A 20,373-nucleotide genomic window follows, 5' to 3' on the forward strand; every position below is an offset into this window, starting at 1 on the left:
CAGGCCGACGCCGGATGAGGGTGCCGACAGGACCTAGATCAAACCGTGTTCCCGCAGGTAGTCGAGCTGGGCCAGGACGGAAAGTTCGGCGGCCGGCCACAAGGAGCGGTCCACGTCGGCGTAGACGTGGGCCACGACGTCGGACGCGGCCGCGTACCCGTTCTCGACCGCCGTCTCGACCTGGGCGAGGCGGTGGGCGCGGTGCGCGAGGTAGAACTCGACCGCCCCCTGCGCGTCCTCCAGGACGGGGCCGTGTCCTGGCAGCACCGTGTGCACCCCGTCGTCGACGGTCAGGGACCGCAGGCGGCGCAGCGAGTCGAGGTAGTCGCCGAGGCGGCCGTCCGGGTGGGCGACGACGGTGGTGCCGCGGCCGAGGATCGTGTCGCCGGTCAACACCGCCTGGTCGGCGGGGAGATGGAAGCAGAGCGAGTCGGCGGTGTGCCCGGGGGTCGGCACGACGCGCAGCTCCAGGCCGCCCGTCCGCACGACGTCCCCGGCGGCGAGTCCTTCGTCGCCGAGCCGCAGCGCCGGGTCGAGCGCCCGCACCTTCGTGCCCGTCAGCTCGGCGAACCGGCCCGCGCCCTCGGCGTGGTCGGGGTGCCCGTGGGTGAGCAGGGTCAGGGCGATCCGCTTGCCAGCCTGTTCTGCGGTGGCGATCACGTGCGTCAGGTGGGCGTCGTCCAGCGGGCCTGGATCGATGACGACGGCGAGGTCGCTGTCGGGCTCGGCGACGATCCAGGTGTTGGTGCCGTCGAGGGTCATCGCGGAGGCGTTCGGCGCGAGGACGTTGACGGCGCGGGCGGTGGCGGGGCCGGACAGCACCCCGCCGCGCGGCTGCCCGGGCAGAGCGGCGGCTTCGGTCATCAGCGGGCTCCCCCGGTGCGCGGGTTCGAGGCGGGCGGGTTCGAGGCAGGCCCCTTCGAGGCGGGCCTGTTCGAGGCGGGCCCCTTCGAGGCGGGCGGAATGTGTTTGGTGAACTCCTCGTGCCCCGGCCAGGACAGCACCAGCTCGCCGTCCTCCAGCCGTGCCTGTGCCAGTACGGGGGTCAGGTCGCGCTCCGTCGAACCGGCCAGCGCGCTCTCCACCGACCCGTACGCCGCGAGGGTCCGCAGCGTCGCGATGGTCGGCGGCATCATCGTCAGCTCGCCCTGGTCGTACGCCGACGCGGCCCGCCCGGGGCGGATCCACACGGCGCGGTCGGCCTCCGAGGAGTCGTCGCTGGTGCGCTGGCCCGCGGGGAGCGCGGCCACGAAGAACCAGGTGTCGTAGCGGCGCGGTTCGAACTCGGGGGTGATCCAGCGCGCCCAGGCGCCGAGCAGATCGGAGCGGAGCACGAGCCCGCGGCGCTCCAGGAACGCGGCGAACGACAGGTCACGGCCGATCAGCGCCTGCCGGTCGGCGACCCAGTCGGCGCCCGTCGTGTCGTCGACCACCGTGTCCGGGGTGGGGCCGGCGAGCAGCACGCCCGCCTCCTCGAACGTCTCGCGCACCGCGGCGCAGACGATCGCCTGGGCGTCCTTGTCGGGTACGCCGAGGCGCGCGGCCCACTCCTCGCGCGTCGGCCCGGCCCAGCGGACCTGACGTTCGTCGTCGCGGGGGTCGACACCGCCGCCGGGGTACGCGTACGCGCCGGCGGCGAAGGCCATGGAGGTGCGCCGCCGCAGCATGTGCACCTCGATGCCGTCGGCGCCCGCGGAGCCCGTGGCACCCTCGGCGCCCACAGCCTCCGCAGAACCCGTGGCACCCTCGGAGTCCTCAGCGCCCCCTGAGCCCTCGGCACCTTCGAGTCCGTCGGCGTCCCTGACGAGCATCACCGTCGCGGCGCGCCGGGGCTCGGCCGGCATCAGCGTGCCGGCGGCGAGGGCGCGGATGCGGTCCGGCCACTCGGGGGGATACCACTGCCCGTTTGCCATGGCCGGAGGCTATCCGGTGACGGTCGGATGTTCGAGAGCCCATCCGTCGTCACCGGCACCTCACCCCGTCCTCGCCCTACGCCTCGGTGAGCTCCACCTGGAACTCGACCTCGACCGGCGCGTCCAGCGGCAGCACCGCGACGCCGACGGCGCTGCGCGCGTGCACGCCCTTGTCGCCGAGGACCTCGCCGAGCAGTTCGCTGGCGCCGTTGATGACGCCGGGCTGGCCGGTGAAGTCGGTGGCGGAGGCGACGAACCCGACGACCTTCACCACGCGCGCGATGCGGTCCAGGTCACCGGCGACCGACTTGACCGCGGCCAGTGCGTTCAGCGCGCAGGTGCGGGCCAGCTCCTTGGCCTGCTCGGCGGTGACCTCGTCGCCGACCTTGCCGGTCAGCGGCAGCTTGCCGTCGACCATGGGCAGCTGCCCTGCCGTGTACACGTACACCCCGGACTGCACGGCCGGCTGGTAGGCCGCGACCGGCGGGACGACGGGCGGCAGGGTCAGGCCCAGCGACGCCAGCTTCTCCTCGACGGCGCTCACGCCGCCTTCTCCCTCTTCAGGTACGCGACCAGCTGCTCGGGGTTGTTCGGCCCCGGTACGACCTGCACCAGCTCCCAGCCGTCCTCGCCCCAGGTGTCGAGGATCTGCTTCGTCGCGTGCACGAGGAGCGGCACGGTCACGTATTCCCACTTCTTAGCCATGGGGGCGACTGTATCCGCCATATCCGGGGTCGTCGTTCCGGAGGCTCCTGCGTGATCGGGCCGCTCACTGGTTAGGCTCGAATACGTGAGCAGGCTCCAGGTCGTCAGCGGCAAGGGCGGTACCGGAAAGACCACGGTCGCCGCCGCACTCGCGCTAGCCCTCGCGACCGAGGGCAAGCGCACTCTCCTTGTGGAGGTGGAGGGCAGGCAAGGCATCGCACAGCTCTTCGAGACGGAAGCGCTCCCCTATGAGGAGCGGAAGATCGCCGTCGCCCCGGGCGGCGGGGAGGTGTACGCGCTCGCCATCGATCCCGAGCTGGCGCTGCTCGACTACCTCCAGATGTTCTACAAACTGGGCGGCGCGGGCCGCGCCCTCAAGAAGCTGGGCGCCATCGACTTCGCGACCACGATCGCGCCGGGCCTGCGGGACGTACTCCTGACAGGCAAGGCGTGCGAGGCCGTACGCCGCAAGGACAAGCAGGGCCGATACGCGTACGACCACGTCGTGATGGACGCGCCCCCGACGGGCCGCATCACGCGCTTCCTCAACGTGAACGACGAGGTCGCCGGGCTCGCCAAGATCGGCCCGATACACAACCAGGCGCAGGCGGTCATGCGCGTCCTCAAGTCCCGCGAAACGGCGGTGCACCTGGTGACGCTGCTTGAGGAGATGCCGGTGCAGGAGACCCTCGACGGTCTCGGTGAACTGCGCGCCGCACAGCTCCCGGTCGGGCGGATCATGGTGAACATGGTGCGGCCCGCGCTCCTCGGGGAACCCGCACTGGCACTGAGCCGCGACCCCACGGTCCGGCCCGCCGTCACCGAGGCCCTGGCGGGGGCCGGGCTCGGCGGCGCGAAGAAGCTCGTCGGGCCGCTGCTCACGCAGGCGGAGGAGTACGCGGAGCGGTACGCCCTGGAGGGCGCCCAGCGCGGGCTGCTCACCGAGGCGGGGCTGCCGCTGCACGAACTGCCGTTGCTCACCCAGGGGTTGGACCTGGGGGGCCTGTACAGGCTCACCCGAGAACTGCGACAGCAAGGGATTTAGGGGACCGCTCCGATGACGCTGGATCCTGAGAGCACGCTCGACATCGACCCGCTGCTCGACGACCCGGCCACCCGCATCGTGGTGTGCTGCGGCAGTGGCGGCGTGGGCAAGACGACGACCGCCGCGGCCCTCGGGCTGCGCGCCGCCGAGCGCGGCCGCAAGGTCGTCGTGCTCACCATCGACCCGGCTCGCCGGCTCGCCCAGTCCATGGGCATCGACTCGCTGGACAACACGCCGCGCCGGGTGAAGGACATCGACGCCTCCGGGGACGCGGCGGGCGGCGAGCTGCACGCGATGATGCTCGACATGAAGCGCACCTTCGACGAGATCGTCGAGGCGCACGCGGACAAGGAGCGGGCCCGGGCGATCCTCTCCAACCCCTTCTACCAGTCACTCTCGGCGGGCTTCGCGGGCACGCAGGAGTACATGGCGATGGAGAAGCTGGGCCAGCTCCGCGCCCGCGACGAATGGGACCTCATCGTCGTCGACACCCCTCCCTCGCGCTCCGCGCTCGACTTCCTGGACGCGCCCAAGCGGCTCGGCTCGTTCCTCGACGGGAAGCTGATCCGGGTCCTGATGGCGCCGGCGAAGGTCGGCGGGCGCGCGGGCATGAAGTTCATCAACGTCGGGATGTCGATGATGACGGGGGCGCTCGGCAAGCTGCTCGGCGGTCAACTCCTGCGCGACGTACAGACGTTCGTCGCCGCGATGGACACCATGTTCGGCGGTTTCCGCACCCGCGCCGACGCCACGTACAAGCTGTTGCAGGCGCCCGGGACCGCGTTCCTCGTGGTGGCCGCGCCCGAGCGGGACGCGCTGCGCGAGGCCGCGTACTTCGTGGAGCGCCTGGCCGCGGAGCGGATGCCGCTCGCCGGTCTCGTGCTGAACCGGGTGCACGGCAGCGGCGCCGACGAGCTCTCCGCCGAGCGGGCCCTGGCCGCGGCGGAAAATCTTGAGGAGCGCCGCATTGTGGATCAGACGGACGGGAAGGACACCGTTCGTACGACTCCCACGGCCACTCCCGCGACAGGCTCCCCCGCCGCAGCGGAACCACTGTCCGGTCCCACCGCCGGGCAGCCGGGCGCCGAGCACTCCGACCCGGAGCAGCACCCCACCGCACAGCAGCTGTCCGCGGCGCTGCTGCGTCTGCACGCGGAGCGCATGCAGGTCGTCGCGCGCGAACAGCGCACGCGTGACCGCTTCACCGCGCTGCACCCCGAGGTCGCCGTGACCGAGGTCGCGGCGCTGCCCGGTGACGTACACGACCTGGCAGGTCTCCGGGCCATCGGAGAACGGCTCGCGGCCGGTGACACTCCGGCCGGAGCTGTGTGAGCCGTACGTACTGCCCGGCAGGTGCGGGGCAGTACCAGAGGTGCGGGGCCGGCTAACCGACGGCCGCGTACCTCTCGTACGTCTCGTCGTCCTCAAGCTCAGCGGGCAGCAGGCCCGCGCCACGCTCGTACTCCGTCCGTGCCGTCTCAAGGAGCCGGCGCCATGAGGTGACGGTCGGACGCCTGCGCAACAGCGCGCGCCGCTCCCGCTCCGTCATGCCGCCCCACACGCCGAACTCGACGCGATTGTCCAGCGCGTCCGCCAGGCACTCGGTCCGCACGGGGCATCCCGTGCACACCGCCTTCGCCCGGTTCTGCGCTGCTCCTTGTACGAACAGTTCATCCGGATCGGTAGTGCGGCAGGCCGCCTGCGCACTCCAGTCGACTACCCAGCCCATACCGGCGCCGTCCTCTCCCGAATCGAGGCTCCCCCACGGCGGCAGCGGCATATTCACCGCCGCCAGTTGAGGACGTTACGGAAGGCGGGCACAGCGCAACACCCCCTTCGGGCCCAATCTTGAATGGCCCGAACGGACTATGCGTAAGCGGCAGATCACCCGACGGAGTGACCGGGGGACATGCGTAATAACCCCGGCAAACCAGGACAGTTCACTTGCGCCACAACGGACAGCGCGTGACACACCGGCGGATTCGGACACCTCGCGTACCCTGCGCGGGAAGCCCGCCGGAGGGTACGGAAATGACTACAAGAGGCACACAAAAGATGCCGGGAACGATTCGGGGTCGTCCCACGTCTTGATACGAGACCGCACTGCTGTGACAGTTGAGTGCAGCTTAGGCCAAGGCATATACGGCTGTCCGGAGAATCAGAACGTAGGCTGCCCTGCATGGGAAAGAAGCGCTCGGCCGGTAGTGGCGGCGGACAGTCGCCGGCTCAACAGGCCGCCAAGTTCCTCGGTGTCAGCGTGCTCGCAGGGGCCGTGCTCGCCGGCATCGCACTGCCCGCCGCGGGCGCGCTCGGCCTCGCCGCCAAGGGATCCGTCGAGGGGTTCGACGAGATCCCCGCCAACTTGAAGACGCCGCCGCTGAGTCAGCGCACCACGATCCTGGACAACCAGGGCGGCAAGATCGCGACCGTCTACTCCCGCGACCGCACCGTGGTCCCGCTCTCCGCGATCTCCCCGTACATGCAGAAGGCGCTCGTCGCCATCGAGGACTCCCGCTTCTACGAGCACGGGGCCGTCGACGCGAAGGGCATCCTGCGCGCCATCAACGCCAACGCGCGCGACGGCGGCGTCTCGCAGGGCGCGTCCACCCTCACGCAGCAGTACGTGAAGAACGTCTTCATCGAGGAGGCCGGCGACGACCCGACCAAGGTCGCCCAGGCCACCCAGCAGACGATCGGCCGCAAGGTCCGCGAGCTCAAGTACGCGATCCAGGTCGAGGACGAGCTGGGCAAGAAGAAGATCCTCGCCAACTACCTGAACATCACGTACTTCGGGCAGCAGGCTTACGGCGTCGAGGCTGCCTCCCAGCGCTACTTCTCCAAGCACGCCAAGGACCTGAACGTGCAGGAGTCGGCGCTGCTCGCCGGCATCGTGCAGTCGCCGAGCCGCTACGACCCCGTCAACGACGAGACCGAGGCGACGAAGCGCCGCAATACCGTCCTCCAGCGCATGGCCGAGGTGCACGACATCTCGCAGGCCGACGCCGACAAGGCGAAGAAGACCCCGCTCGGCCTGAAGGTCAGCAGGCCGCAGAACGGGTGCATCACGGCGGTGAAGGGGGCGGCGTTCTTCTGCGACTACGTCCGCGAGGTCTTCCTCACCGACCCGGTCTTCGGCAAGACGAAGGAGGACCGCGCCAAGGTCTGGAACCGCGGCGGGATGACGGTGAAGACCACCCTCGACCCGCAGGCCCAGAACTCGGTGCAGGCCTCCATCAAGGAGAACGTCTACCGGACGGACAAGGTCGCGACGGCGGTCACGCTCGTCGAGCCCGGCACCGGCAAGGTCCTCGGCATGGGCCAGTCGAAGCCGTACGGCACGGACAACGACAAGAACGAGACCGTCCTCAACTACTCGGTCAACGCGGCGTACAACGGCTCGGGGTACGGCTTCCCGACGGGTTCGACGTTCAAGCCGTTCCTGGCGGCGGCGGCGCTCGAACAGGGCACGCCCATCACCCAGGAGTACCCGGCGCCGTTCAGCATGCCGTACCCGAGCAAGGTGCAGACGTGCAGCGGCAAGCCGTGGGTCAACGACGACGGCTACAAGGTGGAGAACGAGAACGAGTCGGAGGTCGGCCCCTATCGCCTCAAGGAGGCGATGGAGAAGTCCATCAACACGTACTTCGTGCAGATGCTCGGCGACGTCGGCATGTGCCCCGTCGTCAAGATGACCGACAAGCTGGGCGTGGTGCAGGGCAACGGCACGAAGGTCGACCAGGTGCCGTCCTCGATGACCCTCGGTTCGACGGGTCTGTCGCCGCTGACGATGGCCTCCGCGTACGCCGCGTTCGCCAACGAGGGCACGTACTGCACGCCGGTCGCCATCGGATCGATCACCGGCCCCGACGGCAAGTCGCTCGGCGTACCGAAGACGCGGTGCTCGCGCGCCATGTCGACGGAGACCGCGGACAAGATCAACACGCTGCTCAGCGGGGTCACCGACTCCGGTACGGGTAAGCAGGCCGGCCTCCAGGACCGGGACAACGCCGGCAAGACCGGTACCACGGACGCCCGCAAGAACGCCTGGTTCGTCGGCTACACGCCGAACATGTCGGGCGCGGTGTGGGTCGGCAGCCCGCTGCAGAACGTCGAGATGACGGACATCACCATCGGTGGCAGGTACCACGACGAGGTCTTCGGCGCCGACACTCCGGGCCCGATCTGGAAGGCGGCCATGGTCGGCGCCCTGTCCGGCAAGCCGTCGCCCGGGTTCAACAAGGTGGACATCCCCGACCTGGACAAGGGCAAGGGCGGGGGCGGGGACCGTGACAACGGCGACGACGGCAAGCCCGGTGGCAACGGTGGGGGTACCGGGGGCGGTGGCACGGGTGGCACCGGTGGTGGTGGCACCGGAGGCGGTGGCGGTGGCGGCGACGACTCGCTGCCCGGCATCTCCATCCCGCCGGGCCTGTTCGGCGGGAACGGCAATGGGGGTGGCCGGGGCCGCTGAGCCTCGGTAACTCGGGGTGCCGGTGCCGATGACTGGCGCCGGCGCCGGTGCCGGCCCCGGGCTTCTCGGGAGAGGCACGCGGGATGTGAGAAGGGGCGCCCCCGGGTGGGGGGCGCCCCCTTTTCATGCTCTGCGGTGCTCTACGGTGCGGTGCTCTGTGATGCTCTGTGATGCTCTGCGGTGCTTGGTGATGCTCTGCGGTGCTTGGTGATGCTCTGCGGTGCTTGGTGTGCGGCGGGGCGCCGCGCCCGGCTCCGTCAGCCGCCGGCCAGCAGCCGCTTCACGGTCGCGGCGACCCGGCCGCCCTCGGCCCGGCCCGCGATCTTCGGGTTGGCGATCTTCATGACCTGGCCCATGGCCCGCGGCCCCTCGGCGCCCGCCGCCTTGGCCTCCTCGACGGCCTGCGCGACGATCTGCTCCAACTCCGCGTCGCTCAGCGGCTGCGGCAGGTAGACGGCCAGGAGCTCCCCCTCGGCCAGTTCACGGGCGGCGGACTCGGCGCGGCCACCCTTCTCGAACGCGTCGGCCGCCTCGCGGCGCTTCTTCGCCTCCTTGGCGATCACCTTCTGCACCTCGTCGTCGGAGAGCTCCCGCTTCTCCTTGCCCGCGACCTCCTGGTTCGTGATCGCGGAGAGGGTCAGCCGCAGCGTCGAGGAGCGCAGCTCATCGCGCTCCTTGATCGCGGCGTTGAGGTCGTCCTGCAGCTTCGACTTGAGCGTGGTCATGCCTTGATTGTCGCAGGTGCGCAGGGCACGGCGCCCGCCGATTTCCGGGCCGCGGCGGGTCTGACACGATGGGCTCATGCGCGTGCGATACGAAGCTCCTCTGCAAACTTCGCTGGCTACTTCGCTGAAGACCCCGCTGAAGGTTTCCTTGAAGGCGACGGCCGGCATCGCCGCGGTGGGTGCCCTCGGAGTGGCCTACGCGGCGGGCTTCGAGGCCCGGTCCTTCCGCCTCCGACGGGTGACGGTCCCCGTCCTGCCGCCGGGTATGCGCCCTCTGCGCGTCCTTCAGGTCTCCGACATCCACATGGTCGGCGGCCAGCGCAAGAAGCAGCGCTGGCTGCGTTCGCTGGCCGGCCTGCGCCCCGACTTCGTCATCAACACGGGCGACAACCTCTCGGACCCCGAGGCCGTCCCGGAGGTCCTGGACGCGCTCGGCCCGCTGATGGAGTTCCCGGGGGCGTACGTCTTCGGCTCGAACGACTACTACGGGCCCAAGTTCCTCAACCCCGCCCGGTACTTGGTGAACAAGACCCGGGGCAAGCACGGCCTGAACGGCAACGCGCCCGCTGTGGGCGTGATCCACAACCCGTGGGAGGGCCTGCGCGACGGGTTCGACGAGGCGGGCTGGCTCAACCTCACCAACACGCGGGGCGTACTGAAGGTGGCCGGCCACGAGATCGGCCTGACCGGCGTGGACGACCCGCACATCAAGCGCGACCGTTACGCGGAGGTGGCGGGCGGCCCGCTGACCGGCCCCGACTTCTCCCTCGGTGTCGTGCACGCGCCGTACCTGCGCGCCCTCGACGCCTTCACCGCCGACGGCTACCCGCTGGTCCTCGCCGGGCACACCCACGGCGGGCAGCTCTGCATCCCCTTCTACGGCGCCCTCGTCACCAACTGCGACCTGGACACCGACCGCGTGAAGGGCCTGTCGACCCACACGGCCGAGGGCAACACGTCGTACCTCCACGTCTCGGCCGGCTGCGGCACCAACCGCTACACCCCGGTCCGCTTCGCGTGCCCCCCGGAAGCCTCGCTCCTCACGCTGACCCCGGCGCCCCGCAACGGCTGACGTCCTTTCGCACCACTCCGCGCGCCGACCTACGGTGGACGGATGATCGACCCGAGCTCCTCCCGTGCCCTCAGGGTCCACGCGGTACCGGCGGAGGCAGTCGTCCCGCCGCGCCGTCGCCCCCTGGCCGCCGTCCTCCGCGCCCTGATCGCGCTGGCGGCGGTCGCGGGCATCGTCATCGACCTGGCGATCAGCGACAGCGCGCTGCGTGTCCTCAGCTACTTCACGATCCAGTCCAACATCCTGGTCGCGGTCGTCCTCGCCCTCGCGGCCCGGCGCGCCTGGACCGGCCGCCCGCCGCTGCCCGCGCTGGTGACGGGCGGCGTCCTCCTGTTCATCTGCATCACGGGCCTCGTCTACCACGTCATCCTGGCCAACGACGCCAGCGGCTTCTCCATGACGGACGACCCCGACCACGCGATGACAGGGGCCCGTCAGGTCTCCAACCAGCTCCTGCACACGGTCACGCCCATCGGCGCCGTCCTCGACTGGCTCCTGCTGACCCGCCCCGGCGCCCTGCGCCTGCGCCACGCGGGCATCTGGCTCGCCTACCCCCTGGCCTACTTCGGCTTCGCCCTCGTCCGCGGCGCGATCATGACGCCGGGCACGCCGGCGCGCTACCCGTACCCGTTCCTGGACGTCGACGCCCACGGCTACGCGGGCGTCCTCGGCAACGCCGTCATCTTCGGCCTGGCCTTCTACGCCCTGGCCCTGCTCCTGGTCACGGCGGACCGCTTCAGGCCGGAGTTCCGGGGCCCCGGAAACCGGATTTCGTCTCAGGCCGCCGGTCCGCTAAAGTAATCGATGTCGCCGCGACCTACAGCACAACTGGAGGAAGCGGAGCAACGACATCGGGGTGTAGCGCAGCTTGGCAGCGCGCTTCGTTCGGGACGAAGAGGTCGTGGGTTCAAATCCCGCCACCCCGACAGCTGAAACACCAGGTGAGGCGCCTACTCTTGAGAGTAGGCGCCTCACCTGTTTCTATGTGTGTCTATCTGCGTGACTACGGCTCCAGATCCCGCCTGAAGATGCCGTCCATGACTACCGCACCAGTCTGGCTCACGGGCCGGATCTGCTTCCGGTAGACCTCCTCGGTCACGGCCGTCCCGGAGTGCCCGGCGAGCCGGGAGATCTCCTCCAGGGGTACGCCACTGTCGGAGAGCAGCGAGACGAAGCTGTGCCGGAGCTCTCGGGGCGTCCACTCGTCGGCATCGATTCCCTCCGCGTCCTTGAGGGCCACCCGGAAGGCACGGCGGACATTGGTCGCATCCAGCGGCTTGCCGACAACCGAGGAGAAGACGAGCCCGTTCTCCTCCCAGTCGTCACCGGCGGCGAGACGCTCCCAGCCCTGGTCCTCGAACCGGGCCCACAGGACCTCCACGCAGCGCGCAGGCAGAGCGAGCGTGCGCCGGGACTTACGCGTCTTGGTGTCCCCGCCACGGCGGACCAACCGCCACACAGCGATGTGCGGAGGTTGCGGCGGATTGGCATCCGGCCTGCCCTTGAGGAACACGTGATCCCAGGTAAGTGCGCGCAGCTCCTCGGTACGGGCCCCGGTCAGCAGGGCAACGACAATGTACGCGTACATCGAGTTCCCCTCAGCGGCCTTGAGCACGGCCTCCGCCTGGACCAAGGTGAGCGCCTTGGAGGGGCGCCCCGGGCGGCCAGCCGGAATGGCGCACAGCTCGACGACGTTGCGCTTCACCTTGTCCCGCGCCATGGCCCGCTTGACCGACCGGTTGAGGCAGGAGTGCAGGCCCTGCAGAGTGCGCGTACTGAGCGTCTGGGCCTTCACCGCCAGCCACCGGTCGACGTCCTCCGCGCTGAGATCGCGCAGCTTGCGCGCCCCCAAGCCCGGGATCACGTGGGGCCGGCTCAGCCCGGTGACGGTCTCGATCGTGCCCTCGTCACGCCCCGCCAGGCCGTACGTGAGCCAGTCGTTCACTGCGTCCGCCACGGTGTAGTTGGTGGGCGCGATGGCAAGCCCGTCCTCGTGATCACGCAACACCTCCTTGAGCTTGTTCTTCGCTTCTGTCTTGGTCCTGCCACTCCCCCGGGTTCGTGCGGACTACCCTGCCGCACAACTTGGCCACTCGTCTGTACGAGTATGCATGCTGAGGTGTACGAGTTCGGAAAGCCTCGCGGGCCGGGTCAGTGTCAGACCCCTCCGGCATGCTCTGCCCAGGCTGACTGCGACCAACGGTCGGGGCACCGTAGAGAAGCGCCCTTCGAAGCGGAAGATAGGAGTGATGCTCGCTGACCTGGATCAGGGCGATCACCTGATTCTTGAGCGGCAAGACGAGAGCCAGGAAGGCGACTGGTACATCCAGGTGCTGTTCCGCGAGAACAACACCTACCAGCTGGAGTACCGAGACGGCGCTCCCGTAGAGCACTACCAGACGCAGACGGTGTCGCAGGAGAAGGCCCTGCAAGCACTCCTCGGCTGGGTGACCGACAAGCCCGCGTGGCGGGAGGACTTCATGTGAACCAACATCGGCCACTGGTTCACTCCGGCCCCTGAGAATGAGGACGATCCGACCCTCTAGGACTGCGCCGCCGCCCATGCGATCAGGTTGCCGGGAGCTGGTACGACAGGACGTATGCGTCCGCCGCCATGACCGTGTCACAGACCTCGACGGCCCGCCCATCGGTGTCGAAGGCGGTACGGACCAGGTGGATGACGGGCACGCCGGAGGCCAGCCGGAGCGTCTTGACCTCGTCCGGCGAGGGCATCCGGGCCCGGATCTCCTCCTCGAAGTGATCCAGGCGGTGGCCGAGTTCTTCGAGGCGGGCGTAGATGCCGCCGGGCCCGGGGTTGGGTTCGGCGATCTGCGTGCCGCGCGCGATGTCGAGGGGGAGGTAGGAGGTGGCGAACTCGACCGGCTTCCCGTCCAGCAGGTATCGGCGCCGGCGGGCAAGCACACGCCGTACGGAACCGAGCCGGGTGGAGATGTCCTGACTGGCCTTCTCCTCCTTCACCTCCAGACTGTCGACCTGGGGATGACTTCCGACCGTGTCCGCCTCGACGATGAACGCGGACTTGCCCTGCTCGCGATGCCGGCGGGCGAATCGGTCGGAGGCGAGCCGCCGTACGGGGGCCGGGGCCGGACGAAGACGCCCTTGCCGTGCTCGGCATGGACGAGTCCTTCGCCCTGAAGGATGGAGAAGGAGTTGCGGACGGTCATCCGGGATACCCCGTAGTGGTCCACTAGCTCCGCCTCGGAGGGCAGCTTCTCGCCCTCGCTGAACCGTCCGCGGTCGATGGCCTCGCGCAGCTGGTCGGCGATCTGCCGGAAGACCGCACGATCACTCGTGGGGTCGAGATCACCGAGTTGGCCGGAGGGAAGAGCAGGGGTCACGGGTGCGCTCCTTTAGATATCTAGACGTGTGGGCGAGTGTTGTTGCTACGGTGGAGAGCCTAGCCATCCGAGAGGGCCGAGGAACGTGAGCACAGAACGCCCCCACTCCGTCAGCGTGGCCGGAGTCGTCGTCGACGACTTGGGCCGGGCCCTCCTGATCCAGCGCCGGGACAACGGCAAGTGGGAGCCCCCGGGCGGTGTCCTCGAACGCGAGGAGACCATCCCCGAAGCTCTGCAACGCGAGGTCCTCGAAGAGACCGGCATCAAGATCGCCCTTCCGGCGACTCTGACCGGCGTCTACAAGAACATGACGGGCCTGATCGTCTCCCTGGTCTTCCGCTGCCAGGCCGCCGACGGCACGCCCACCACCGGCGACGAGACCCGCGCACTGCGCTGGGCCACCCGCGAAGAAGTCTCCGAGCTTGCCGACGAGGCATACGCCATCCGCGTTCTGGACGCGATGGACGCGGCGTCTCCACCTGTCATCCGCGCCCATGACGGCGTGAAACTCGTCTAGCCCGAACCCGCTGCACATGGCGGCCTACCAGCACGAAGGAACTTGTATGCACGAGTATACGGGTACGGCCCGGGTCTGGGGGCTCACTTGCCCAGGTTTCCCGGAAGAGGTCAGCCGGGCCCGCCGCTGGACCCGCGACATCCTGCGCGGATCGCCATGGGCGGAGGACGCCGAGCTGATCGTGAGCGAGCTGAGCGCGAACGCGATCCTGCACACCGCCAGCGGCCAGGACTCGGGCAGCTTCCATCTGGCTCTGGCGGTGTCGGGCCAGGCAACTGCGCTGTCAGTGACGGACGACGGAGGCGCCGGCACGGCCCCGAAGATCGAGCGTCATGACCAGGACGCCGAGCACGGCCGAGGCTTGGGCATGGTCAGCGTGATCGCTCACCGGGTCGTGGTCCACGAGAGCGACGGCGGCCACACGGTCACCGCGGAGCTGTTCACGGATCCGCCCACGGGAGGCCACCCGTGCTGATGGACAAGCCGCAGCGGGGCTACTGGTGCGAGTGCTGGACCGAAGACAGCACCGCGGAGACGCGACCGGTCCTACGGGCCTCCTTCGAGGCGTATTCGGCACCGCAGGCCGACAGATGGGTAGCGGTCGCACTCCGCACGATCTCACCGGCGCTGGATCCCGACGCGTCCCAGGAGGCGTGGGAGTGGCTGTACGACGGCCGCATCGCGACAAGGAGAGCCCTCGTACGCGCCGAGGCATGCACGATGTCAGTCACCCAGGCCGGCACCCGCATCACCTGGATCATCCGGCCAGTGACCTTCCTGCCCCTCGCACACCGCCAGAGCATCGATCTCCCAGCCTGCGCACATGCCTACACGCCGCAATCGCCCCAGCAGGCCGACTGAGTTACAACTTTCTCTACTGGTTCAAGGCGGCTCGCTCCGCTCCCCGTGCGCGGCCCGGCCCCCGGCCGGGCCTGCGCTCCTGTCTCCGCCCCGCTCCAGCCCGGCCGGCGCCCGTGCCGCGCTCATGGCAGTCAGCCGCCTGATGCCAGAGAAGGGGCACGTCGTGGCTGGGGCGGTCGGCTCCACGGCTTTAGCCACCTCCCCGGTCCGGGTCCCGCGTCGAGCAAGATCAGGGGGCCACTCGTGCTAATTGCGGCCAGGCCCAAAGCCTGCCCGAGTTGCCAGTCAGCGTACGGCCCCCTGATCATGCTCGACCCCAGACCGGGCAGGCCACCGACCAAACCCGCTCCGCCGACCGGTGGTCCCCCAACTCATGACCAGCCGGAGCAAGTCCCACATAGACCTACGAGTCTCACCCGCCAAGCCTTAATATGAACACGTGCGAAACGACGCTCAGACCAGCAGTGAGTCGAAAGCAGCCAGCCCGTATTCAACGGGCGGCGGTGGCACTGTGCTGGAGCATCGTTACGGAGCGATCCTCCTCAGTCATCTCCTAACGGGTGACCCTCTAACGGAACTCGGGGATGACGTTTTCCCGCGCCAAATTTTCTTCCAAGCCAGCTCCTTTAGCCCGGTAGATGATCTCGTCGTGACCGGAGAAGCAACAGATGGAACTGACCGCACGGTATCGATAGGAGTAAGGCGCGATCCGTCATTCACACCCAGTGACCAGTCAACAGTCCGCCTTGTCGGCTCCTATCTTCGCCTTCTTAAGCAACATTTTCCGGACGTTAAATCGGGGGCCTGGAGGCTCGCCCTGGTCGTCGCGAGCCCTAATCCGCACGTGCGACAGGTGCGAGAATTGTGCTCGATCGCGAGAGACGTTGTCGATGAAAGTCAATTTCGTGCAGAAGTAGCTCGACCTGGGCGCACGACTCGGAACGTTCGAGACAGACTGAAGCAACTCGACGAGGTAATTGCTGCTGCAGCAAAGGGCGCCGAGATCGACACAACAAAAACGCCCGCGCGGGCGTTGACGTGGCATCTACTGACCGCCCTGCACCTCAGGGAAATTCGCCTAGAAGGAGTCGACGAAACTGACCGAACACAAGCAGTAAGCCGACTAAGGCAAGCAACAGCTGACGGCATGGCGACATATGCAGACAGGCTATTCAGTCGACTATGTGAACTAGTGGGGCGCTATGCTCCGGCTTCAGCAATAAAAGATGAGCCCTCACTTCTGCGCGACCTGCACGGGTTTCCCCTTTTGAAAACCAGTAAGACTTTCCCGTCTACCCTTGATCGAATGCCAAGGCAAACAGGCGACGAATTAATGCAGTCTGATCCACCGGTGCGTTCGAATTACGCATCCCAGGTTCGAAGGATTGCGCCCGACCAATTGTTGGGTCGCCAACATGAGCTTAGGTATCTGGCAGACTTTTGTACGGCTACTGACTCGAAGCCCTATTTGTGGTGGCGGGCGAAAGCGTGGGCTGGCAAGTCAGCGCTACTATCTTCGTTCATTTTGAATCCGCCATCCAACGTTCGGATAGTCTCATTCTTCATCACGGCTCGTCTGGCTGGCCAAGCGGATCGCGTGGCATTTTCCGATGTTGTACTCGAACAACTCCTGGAAATAGTCGGTGAGCCAATGCCTCCGCTGCTCAGTGATGCTACGCGAGAAGCGCATTTGCTCGGCTCGCTGGATCGAGCAGCCAGGATTTGCAAGCATAGGGGCGAGCGGTTAATCCTGGTCGTTGATGGACTCGACGAGGACCAAGGAGTCACTGGGGGACCTGACGCCCATAGCATTGCAGCGATGCTTCCCGCCGATCCCCCAGCGGGTATGCGGGTGATCGTAGCCAGCAGATCCAATCCGCCTATCCCTGCTGACGTACCAGACAACCACCCATTGCGGCGACGGGTGATAGTACGATCGCTAAAGGTTTCTCCTCATGCTGATGTGGTGCGCCAAGACGCAGAACGCGAACTCAAGCGGCTTCTTCACGGAACTGCAGTCGAGCTGGATTTGCTTGGGCTCCTAACAGCTGCCGGGGGCGGACTTTCTGAGGCAGACTTTGCTGAGCTCACAGGTCTATCCGTTTGGGAAATTGAGAGCCATCTCAGTGCCGTATCTGGTCGAACATTCACGTCACGGGCCGCACGCTGGCGCTCCGACACCATCTATGTGATGGGCCATGAAGACCTGCAGCAGCAAGCAACAAAATTTCTCGGAGCAAGACGGCTGGAGTCCTACCGAGAGAGATTGTTTGGTTGGTCGGATGAGTACCGAAGGGGAGGCTGGCCTGCAGATACTCCAGAGTATCTGCTGCGAGGTTACTTCAAGCTTCTGCAGGCCATGGGTGACCAAGCACGTATGCTTTTGTGTGCTACGGACCCGGATCGGCATGACAGAATGCTCGACATTATTGGTGGAGATACCAGTGCGCTCGCCGAGATCACAATAACTCAAGAACTCATCGCCAGTCAGGATCCTCCAGACCTTTTCGCGTTCAGTCGGCTTTCGATTCATCGGGCCAGGCTCTCGGCGCGGAATGACAAAATTCCTGCAACCCTACCTGGAGTCTGGGCTCAACTTGGGCGCCCTGGCCGCGCTGAGGCGTTGGCACGCTCGATCACCGCGCCGTCTCGTCGAGTCCAGGCGCTGGCCGCAGTGGCACGCAAGGTGGCTGCGACTGGGAATCTTGCCCATGCTCGAATAGTAAGCAGCCAAGCCGAACTTGCTCTAGACGATATCGCTGATGAGTACGAGCATGCACATGCCTTGGCCGTAGTAGCGCGTGCAGTCGTGGAGTCTGGAAATTCTAGTCGAGCTGGCATCCTAGTCGGGCGGGCTGAAATAGAAACCAGCTTCCTTACGGACGCATCTCGTCGAGCCCATGCCTCAGTCGCGGTCGCACGTGCCACAGCCTGTCTCGGAAATGTGCACCATGCTAGTAGAATTTCTCAGAGTATTCCCGGCTGGTCTGAACGCGCACTCGCTCTTATGGGAGTCGCCACTGAGCTAGCCCACTCAGGTGATCTCAAATCGAGTCGCAAGATTGCCCAGTCTATTAGGAGCCGCTCTGAGCGCGCACAGGCCCTCGCAGTGGTGGCTCGCGCAGAAAGGGTGGGAGGTACTGAGCAAAGGGCCATTCAAACTGTCGAAATGGCTGAATCGACGGCGCGTGCGATCCGTAATCCGAGCAGACAGGCGTGGACGCTTGTGCCTGTCGCCCAGGCTTACAATGACATCGGACAACATAAGAAGTCCGCCGAAATACTAAAGCACGCCGAGCAGCTTATCGATGGAATTAGCAGAGCATCTGACCGTGAGGATGGCCTGATGGCCATCGCACGCGTGACGGCGATGGCCATCAACCCTGACGGAGCGGAGAGGATCGCTCGAAAAGTTACGAGCTCAGCTCGGCGGGCGAAGGCGCTTGCTGCTCTCGCGTCTGGACTGGCATCGGCCGGCTGCGACCTTCAAGCCGAGCGCATTGCAGGCGAGGCCGAGATCATCGCTCGCTCAATCAGCGGCTCGTCCCAATCTGTCAAAGGACTGGCTGCGCTGGCACAGGCCGTTGCCGCAGCAGGCGATGTCGACCGAGCCGAGCAGATCGCCATTTCAATCTCTGATGCACCCCATCGAGATCGGGCGTTGACCGTTGTCGCAGAGGCTGCTGCACGAGCTGGCGCCCTGAATCGCGCGGTATCAATTGCCGCCTCGATGGCTGACGAACCCCAGCAGGATAAGGCGCTGTCCCTTGTCGCAATGACGGCTGCCGCCATCGGCAACCTTACGCAGGCTAAGGATATTGCTAAGTCGATCCATGAACCCGCGAAGCAAGAAAAGACCCTTGCAGCACTCTCACGGATAAAGCCGAGCTCTACGGAATCAGACAGGGGTGACATAGAGGGAAACCGCGTCGCCAACCCCCCGCAGCCAGCCTTTCCGGAAGAAGTGCGGGCTGAGCTAAGCAGTGGAAATTTCTCCGCTGCAGAGAGAATCGCTTCAACGATCGAGCATCCCTATCGACAATTCAAGGCATCGGTCGCCGTGGCGCACGCTGTAGCGTCGGAAGGTAATATAGATTTGGCTGACAGGTGTGTCAGCTCAATTCACAACGTACCGCTGCGGGCTAAGGCATTTGCATCCGTAGGGGTAATTCTGGTTCAGCTCGGGAATCGGACCGCCGCGAGGAAATTCCTTGATAATGCGGTGAAAATTTCCGAATCCATAGCGAGCCCGACGTACAGGGATCAGGTTTCTGCACACATCGCCCAACAGGTTGCATCTGCAGGGTACCTGGATCGAGCCGAAACCATAGCGCGATCCATCGCTAGATCTCCTATGCAACAAAAAGCCGTATCATCTGTCGCGGTAACGGTGGCCAACTCCGGTGGGCTCGACCAAGCGCAAAAGATCGCCGAATCAATGTTTGCCTCGCAAAGGAAGGCGAAGACGCTTGTCGCCATTGTGCAGGCGGCGGTGGATTCGGACGAGCTAGAGAAGGCGGAAAACGTTGCCCGCTCGGTTACCGAATCCATCTTTCAAGCGCAAGCGTTGAAAATGGTTGCTCAAGCCTTCGCTAATGCCGGGCGAATTCACCATGCCGAAGAAGTTGCGCATTCGATTGGACACCTTCCCGAACGAGCCGCTGCGCTGGCGGCTCTAACATCCGGCTTGACGACTGTCGAAGCGCGCCACCTCCTTGCGCAGGCCCTAATAATCGGGCACTGGCAGATTTGTCTCTCGGCGTTGGTGCGCCATGAACCGGATGTAGTTTCCGTCATGGCGAAAGAGTTCCTTCGGACAACCTCGCGAGCCCTCGCATAGCGAGACTGTGGGAAGGTCCGCACCTCCGAACGTGACCGCGACACCAAATACAGTGTTGGCTGCCACGCTGCAGCGGCCTCTGATCAGACCAGGCCGACTGGCGCATAAGGCGAGCATGGAGGATCAGATGGCTCCTGACATCAACGACGCCAGAGGGGGAGCAACTGGCGACTGTGCTCGGCCATAGCATCAGCCGAAAGCCGCCGGAGGGGGCGCAGAACGAACTCCTTAAAGCGGGTGTCGCAGGTCCGTATCCTGCCGGGGACCAGGGGAACAGCCGGGCCGATCAGGGTCCGTAGCTTTCAGTCCTCACCCACCTGCAACAACACCACAGCGAACTGACCGCCAACCCCTGCAACGACACCATCGAAGGTGTGCCGGGTGACCGGGTTCCATGCCCGTGATCGGGGCGTGAGGTTGGTGATGTTGGTGTACCAAGCGGACTCATAGCCCAGCAGACGGACAACACGTTCCGCCGCTCTACGGGCATGGGTGCGGTCCCGGCGTTCTGAGCTCGGGAACACCAGGTCATCGGCCGCCAGGTAAGTCAGGAGCTCCACTGCGCGCTCAGTCTCGATCTGCACGAGTGCATCGGCGATCTCTGCTGGTGTGTCCGGGCCGACTGCGCCCTCCACTGCATAGTGCTTCCAAGCCTCTTCGGCCTCGGCGGCCACTCGGCGGACGAGTTCCGGAACAGGTCCGTCGGCCTCCTCGACCACACGGCCGAAAACCCCCTCTTCTCGCGCCAAAGAGCCCGTAAGAGCCCGCAGTTCCGCAGCAACGTCCACCGTGCCATTCTCTACTGCATCAACCCAGGCCAGACCATGCCCTTGCCGCACCGTGCGATCGGGCGGTGAGTGTTTAA

At 66.6% G+C, this 20,373-nt stretch carries 18 protein-coding genes, 1 tRNA gene and 1 pseudogene; 11 read left to right on the forward strand and 9 right to left on the reverse strand.

Features of this window, described 5'->3' with window-relative positions:
* Window positions 1–33 precede the first annotated feature (33 nt).
* The 4 genes from ACZ45E_RS08975 to ACZ45E_RS08990 form a co-directional block, all read right to left on the reverse strand.
* The gene (locus ACZ45E_RS08975) at window positions 34–864 is read right to left on the reverse strand and encodes an MBL fold metallo-hydrolase (RefSeq protein ID WP_468218367.1); all 831 of its coding nucleotides are present in this window, start codon (window positions 862–864) and stop codon (window positions 34–36) included.
* The gene (locus ACZ45E_RS08980) at window positions 864–1,913 is read right to left on the reverse strand and encodes an NUDIX hydrolase (protein WP_468218368.1); all 1,050 of its coding nucleotides are present in this window, start codon (window positions 1,911–1,913) and stop codon (window positions 864–866) included. The genes ACZ45E_RS08975 and ACZ45E_RS08980 overlap by 1 nt, the downstream gene beginning before the upstream one ends.
* Before the next feature lie 76 nt (window positions 1,914–1,989).
* On the reverse strand, window positions 1,990–2,457 hold the full coding sequence (locus ACZ45E_RS08985) for a RidA family protein (RefSeq protein WP_468218370.1): 468 nt from the start codon (window positions 2,455–2,457) through the stop codon (window positions 1,990–1,992).
* Entirely contained in the window at window positions 2,454–2,618 is a 165-nt protein-coding gene (locus ACZ45E_RS08990) for a DUF4177 domain-containing protein (protein ID WP_468218373.1), read from the reverse strand. The genes ACZ45E_RS08985 and ACZ45E_RS08990 overlap by 4 nt, the downstream gene beginning before the upstream one ends.
* 85 nt (window positions 2,619–2,703) lie before the next feature.
* On the opposite strand from ACZ45E_RS08990, the gene bagA reads away from it, so the two are divergent.
* Both bagA and bagB read left to right on the forward strand, forming a co-directional pair.
* Window positions 2,704–3,663 (forward strand): ATPase BagA, encoded by a 960-nt coding sequence (bagA, locus tag ACZ45E_RS08995; RefSeq protein ID WP_468218374.1) that lies wholly within the window; start codon window positions 2,704–2,706, stop codon window positions 3,661–3,663.
* Between the two features lie 12 nt (window positions 3,664–3,675).
* Window positions 3,676–4,995 (forward strand): ATPase BagB, encoded by a 1,320-nt coding sequence (gene bagB, locus ACZ45E_RS09000; protein ID WP_468218376.1) that lies wholly within the window; start codon window positions 3,676–3,678, stop codon window positions 4,993–4,995.
* Between the two features lie 52 nt (window positions 4,996–5,047).
* Here the strand turns inward: bagB and ACZ45E_RS09005 are convergent, their stop codons facing one another.
* The gene (locus ACZ45E_RS09005) at window positions 5,048–5,392 is read right to left on the reverse strand and encodes a WhiB family transcriptional regulator (RefSeq protein ID WP_363192615.1); all 345 of its coding nucleotides are present in this window, start codon (window positions 5,390–5,392) and stop codon (window positions 5,048–5,050) included.
* Window positions 5,393–5,842: 450 nt separating this feature from the next.
* Here ACZ45E_RS09005 and ACZ45E_RS09010 point away from each other — a divergent pair, with 450 nt between their 5' ends.
* Entirely contained in the window at window positions 5,843–8,134 is a 2,292-nt protein-coding gene (locus ACZ45E_RS09010) for a transglycosylase domain-containing protein (protein WP_468218379.1), read from the forward strand.
* 257 nt (window positions 8,135–8,391) lie between these two features.
* On the opposite strand, the gene ACZ45E_RS09015 is transcribed toward ACZ45E_RS09010, so the two are convergent.
* Window positions 8,392–8,859: a GatB/YqeY domain-containing protein gene (locus ACZ45E_RS09015; RefSeq protein WP_468218381.1), complete on the reverse strand. Its 468-nt coding sequence runs from the start codon at window positions 8,857–8,859 to the stop codon at window positions 8,392–8,394.
* Between the two features lie 190 nt (window positions 8,860–9,049).
* Between ACZ45E_RS09015 and ACZ45E_RS09020 the strand changes: the two genes are divergently transcribed.
* The 3 genes from ACZ45E_RS09020 to ACZ45E_RS09030 all read left to right on the forward strand — a co-directional run bounded on the left by ACZ45E_RS09020 (window position 9,050) and on the right by ACZ45E_RS09030 (window position 10,857).
* On the forward strand, window positions 9,050–9,931 hold the full coding sequence (locus ACZ45E_RS09020) for a metallophosphoesterase (RefSeq protein ID WP_468219187.1): 882 nt from the start codon (window positions 9,050–9,052) through the stop codon (window positions 9,929–9,931).
* Window positions 9,932–9,973: 42 nt separating this feature from the next.
* A complete protein-coding gene (locus ACZ45E_RS09025) occupies window positions 9,974–10,732 on the forward strand; it encodes a Pr6Pr family membrane protein (protein WP_468218383.1) in 759 nt (252 codons plus the stop codon).
* Between the two features lie 51 nt (window positions 10,733–10,783).
* A tRNA-Pro gene (locus tag ACZ45E_RS09030) sits at window positions 10,784–10,857 on the forward strand.
* Window positions 10,858–10,934: 77 nt separating this feature from the next.
* Here the strand turns inward: ACZ45E_RS09030 and ACZ45E_RS09035 are convergent.
* Window positions 10,935–11,939 carry a tyrosine-type recombinase/integrase gene (locus tag ACZ45E_RS09035; protein WP_468218385.1) on the reverse strand — a complete coding sequence of 335 codons (1,005 nt, stop codon included), beginning with the start codon at window positions 11,937–11,939 and terminating at the stop codon, window positions 10,935–10,937.
* A 241-nt stretch (window positions 11,940–12,180) separates the two neighbouring features.
* Here ACZ45E_RS09035 and ACZ45E_RS09040 point away from each other — a divergent pair, with 241 nt between their 5' ends.
* A complete protein-coding gene (locus ACZ45E_RS09040; RefSeq protein WP_468218387.1) occupies window positions 12,181–12,417 on the forward strand; it encodes a hypothetical protein in 237 nt (78 codons plus the stop codon).
* 82 nt (window positions 12,418–12,499) lie between these two features.
* Here ACZ45E_RS09040 and ACZ45E_RS09045 read toward each other — a convergent pair.
* A pseudogene (locus ACZ45E_RS09045) lies at window positions 12,500–13,290 on the reverse strand (GntR family transcriptional regulator).
* 85 nt (window positions 13,291–13,375) lie between these two features.
* Here ACZ45E_RS09045 and ACZ45E_RS09050 point away from each other — a divergent pair.
* From ACZ45E_RS09050 to ACZ45E_RS09065, 4 genes are all read left to right on the forward strand, one after another.
* Window positions 13,376–13,807 carry an NUDIX hydrolase gene (locus ACZ45E_RS09050; RefSeq protein ID WP_468218389.1) on the forward strand — a complete coding sequence of 144 codons (432 nt, stop codon included), beginning with the start codon at window positions 13,376–13,378 and terminating at the stop codon, window positions 13,805–13,807.
* A 46-nt stretch (window positions 13,808–13,853) separates the two neighbouring features.
* Window positions 13,854–14,282, forward strand: a complete 429-nt coding sequence (locus ACZ45E_RS09055; RefSeq protein ID WP_468218392.1) for an ATP-binding protein — start codon at window positions 13,854–13,856, stop codon at window positions 14,280–14,282.
* Entirely contained in the window at window positions 14,282–14,668 is a 387-nt protein-coding gene (locus ACZ45E_RS09060; protein WP_468219189.1) for a hypothetical protein, read from the forward strand. Before ACZ45E_RS09055 ends, ACZ45E_RS09060 begins: the two co-directional genes overlap by 1 nt.
* A 3,169-nt stretch (window positions 14,669–17,837) precedes the next feature.
* The gene (locus ACZ45E_RS09065; protein WP_468218394.1) at window positions 17,838–19,508 is read left to right on the forward strand and encodes a hypothetical protein; all 1,671 of its coding nucleotides are present in this window, start codon (window positions 17,838–17,840) and stop codon (window positions 19,506–19,508) included.
* 302 nt (window positions 19,509–19,810) lie between these two features.
* Here the strand turns inward: ACZ45E_RS09065 and ACZ45E_RS09070 are convergent, their stop codons facing one another.
* Window positions 19,811–20,296: a hypothetical protein gene (locus ACZ45E_RS09070; protein WP_468218396.1), complete on the reverse strand. Its 486-nt coding sequence runs from the start codon at window positions 20,294–20,296 to the stop codon at window positions 19,811–19,813.
* Window positions 20,297–20,373 lie beyond the last annotated feature (77 nt).

The sequence above is a fragment of the Streptomyces sp. NPDC030991 genome (assembly GCF_055571235.1).

Bases quoted from the DNA above. Each gene is read 5' to 3' on its own strand.
- ACZ45E_RS08975 (WP_468218367.1), bottom strand. From the start codon at position 864: ATGACCGAAGCCGCCGCTCTGCCCGGGCAGCCGCGCGGCGGGGTGCTG.
- ACZ45E_RS08980 (WP_468218368.1), bottom strand. From the start codon at position 1,913: ATGGCAAACGGGCAGTGGTATCCCCCCGAGTGGCCGGACCGCATCCGC.
- ACZ45E_RS08990 (WP_468218373.1), bottom strand. From the start codon at position 2,618: ATGGCTAAGAAGTGGGAATACGTGACCGTGCCGCTCCTCGTGCACGCG.
- bagB (WP_468218376.1), top strand. From the start codon at position 3,676: ATGACGCTGGATCCTGAGAGCACGCTCGACATCGACCCGCTGCTCGAC.
- ACZ45E_RS09005 (WP_363192615.1), bottom strand. From the start codon at position 5,392: ATGGGCTGGGTAGTCGACTGGAGTGCGCAGGCGGCCTGCCGCACTACC.
- ACZ45E_RS09010 (WP_468218379.1), top strand. From the start codon at position 5,843: ATGGGAAAGAAGCGCTCGGCCGGTAGTGGCGGCGGACAGTCGCCGGCT.
- ACZ45E_RS09015 (WP_468218381.1), bottom strand. From the start codon at position 8,859: ATGACCACGCTCAAGTCGAAGCTGCAGGACGACCTCAACGCCGCGATC.
- ACZ45E_RS09025 (WP_468218383.1), top strand. From the start codon at position 9,974: ATGATCGACCCGAGCTCCTCCCGTGCCCTCAGGGTCCACGCGGTACCG.
- ACZ45E_RS09040 (WP_468218387.1), top strand. From the start codon at position 12,181: ATGCTCGCTGACCTGGATCAGGGCGATCACCTGATTCTTGAGCGGCAA.
- ACZ45E_RS09055 (WP_468218392.1), top strand. From the start codon at position 13,854: ATGCACGAGTATACGGGTACGGCCCGGGTCTGGGGGCTCACTTGCCCA.
- ACZ45E_RS09060 (WP_468219189.1), top strand. From the start codon at position 14,282: ATGGACAAGCCGCAGCGGGGCTACTGGTGCGAGTGCTGGACCGAAGAC.
- ACZ45E_RS09065 (WP_468218394.1), top strand. From the start codon at position 17,838: ATGGCTGAATCGACGGCGCGTGCGATCCGTAATCCGAGCAGACAGGCG.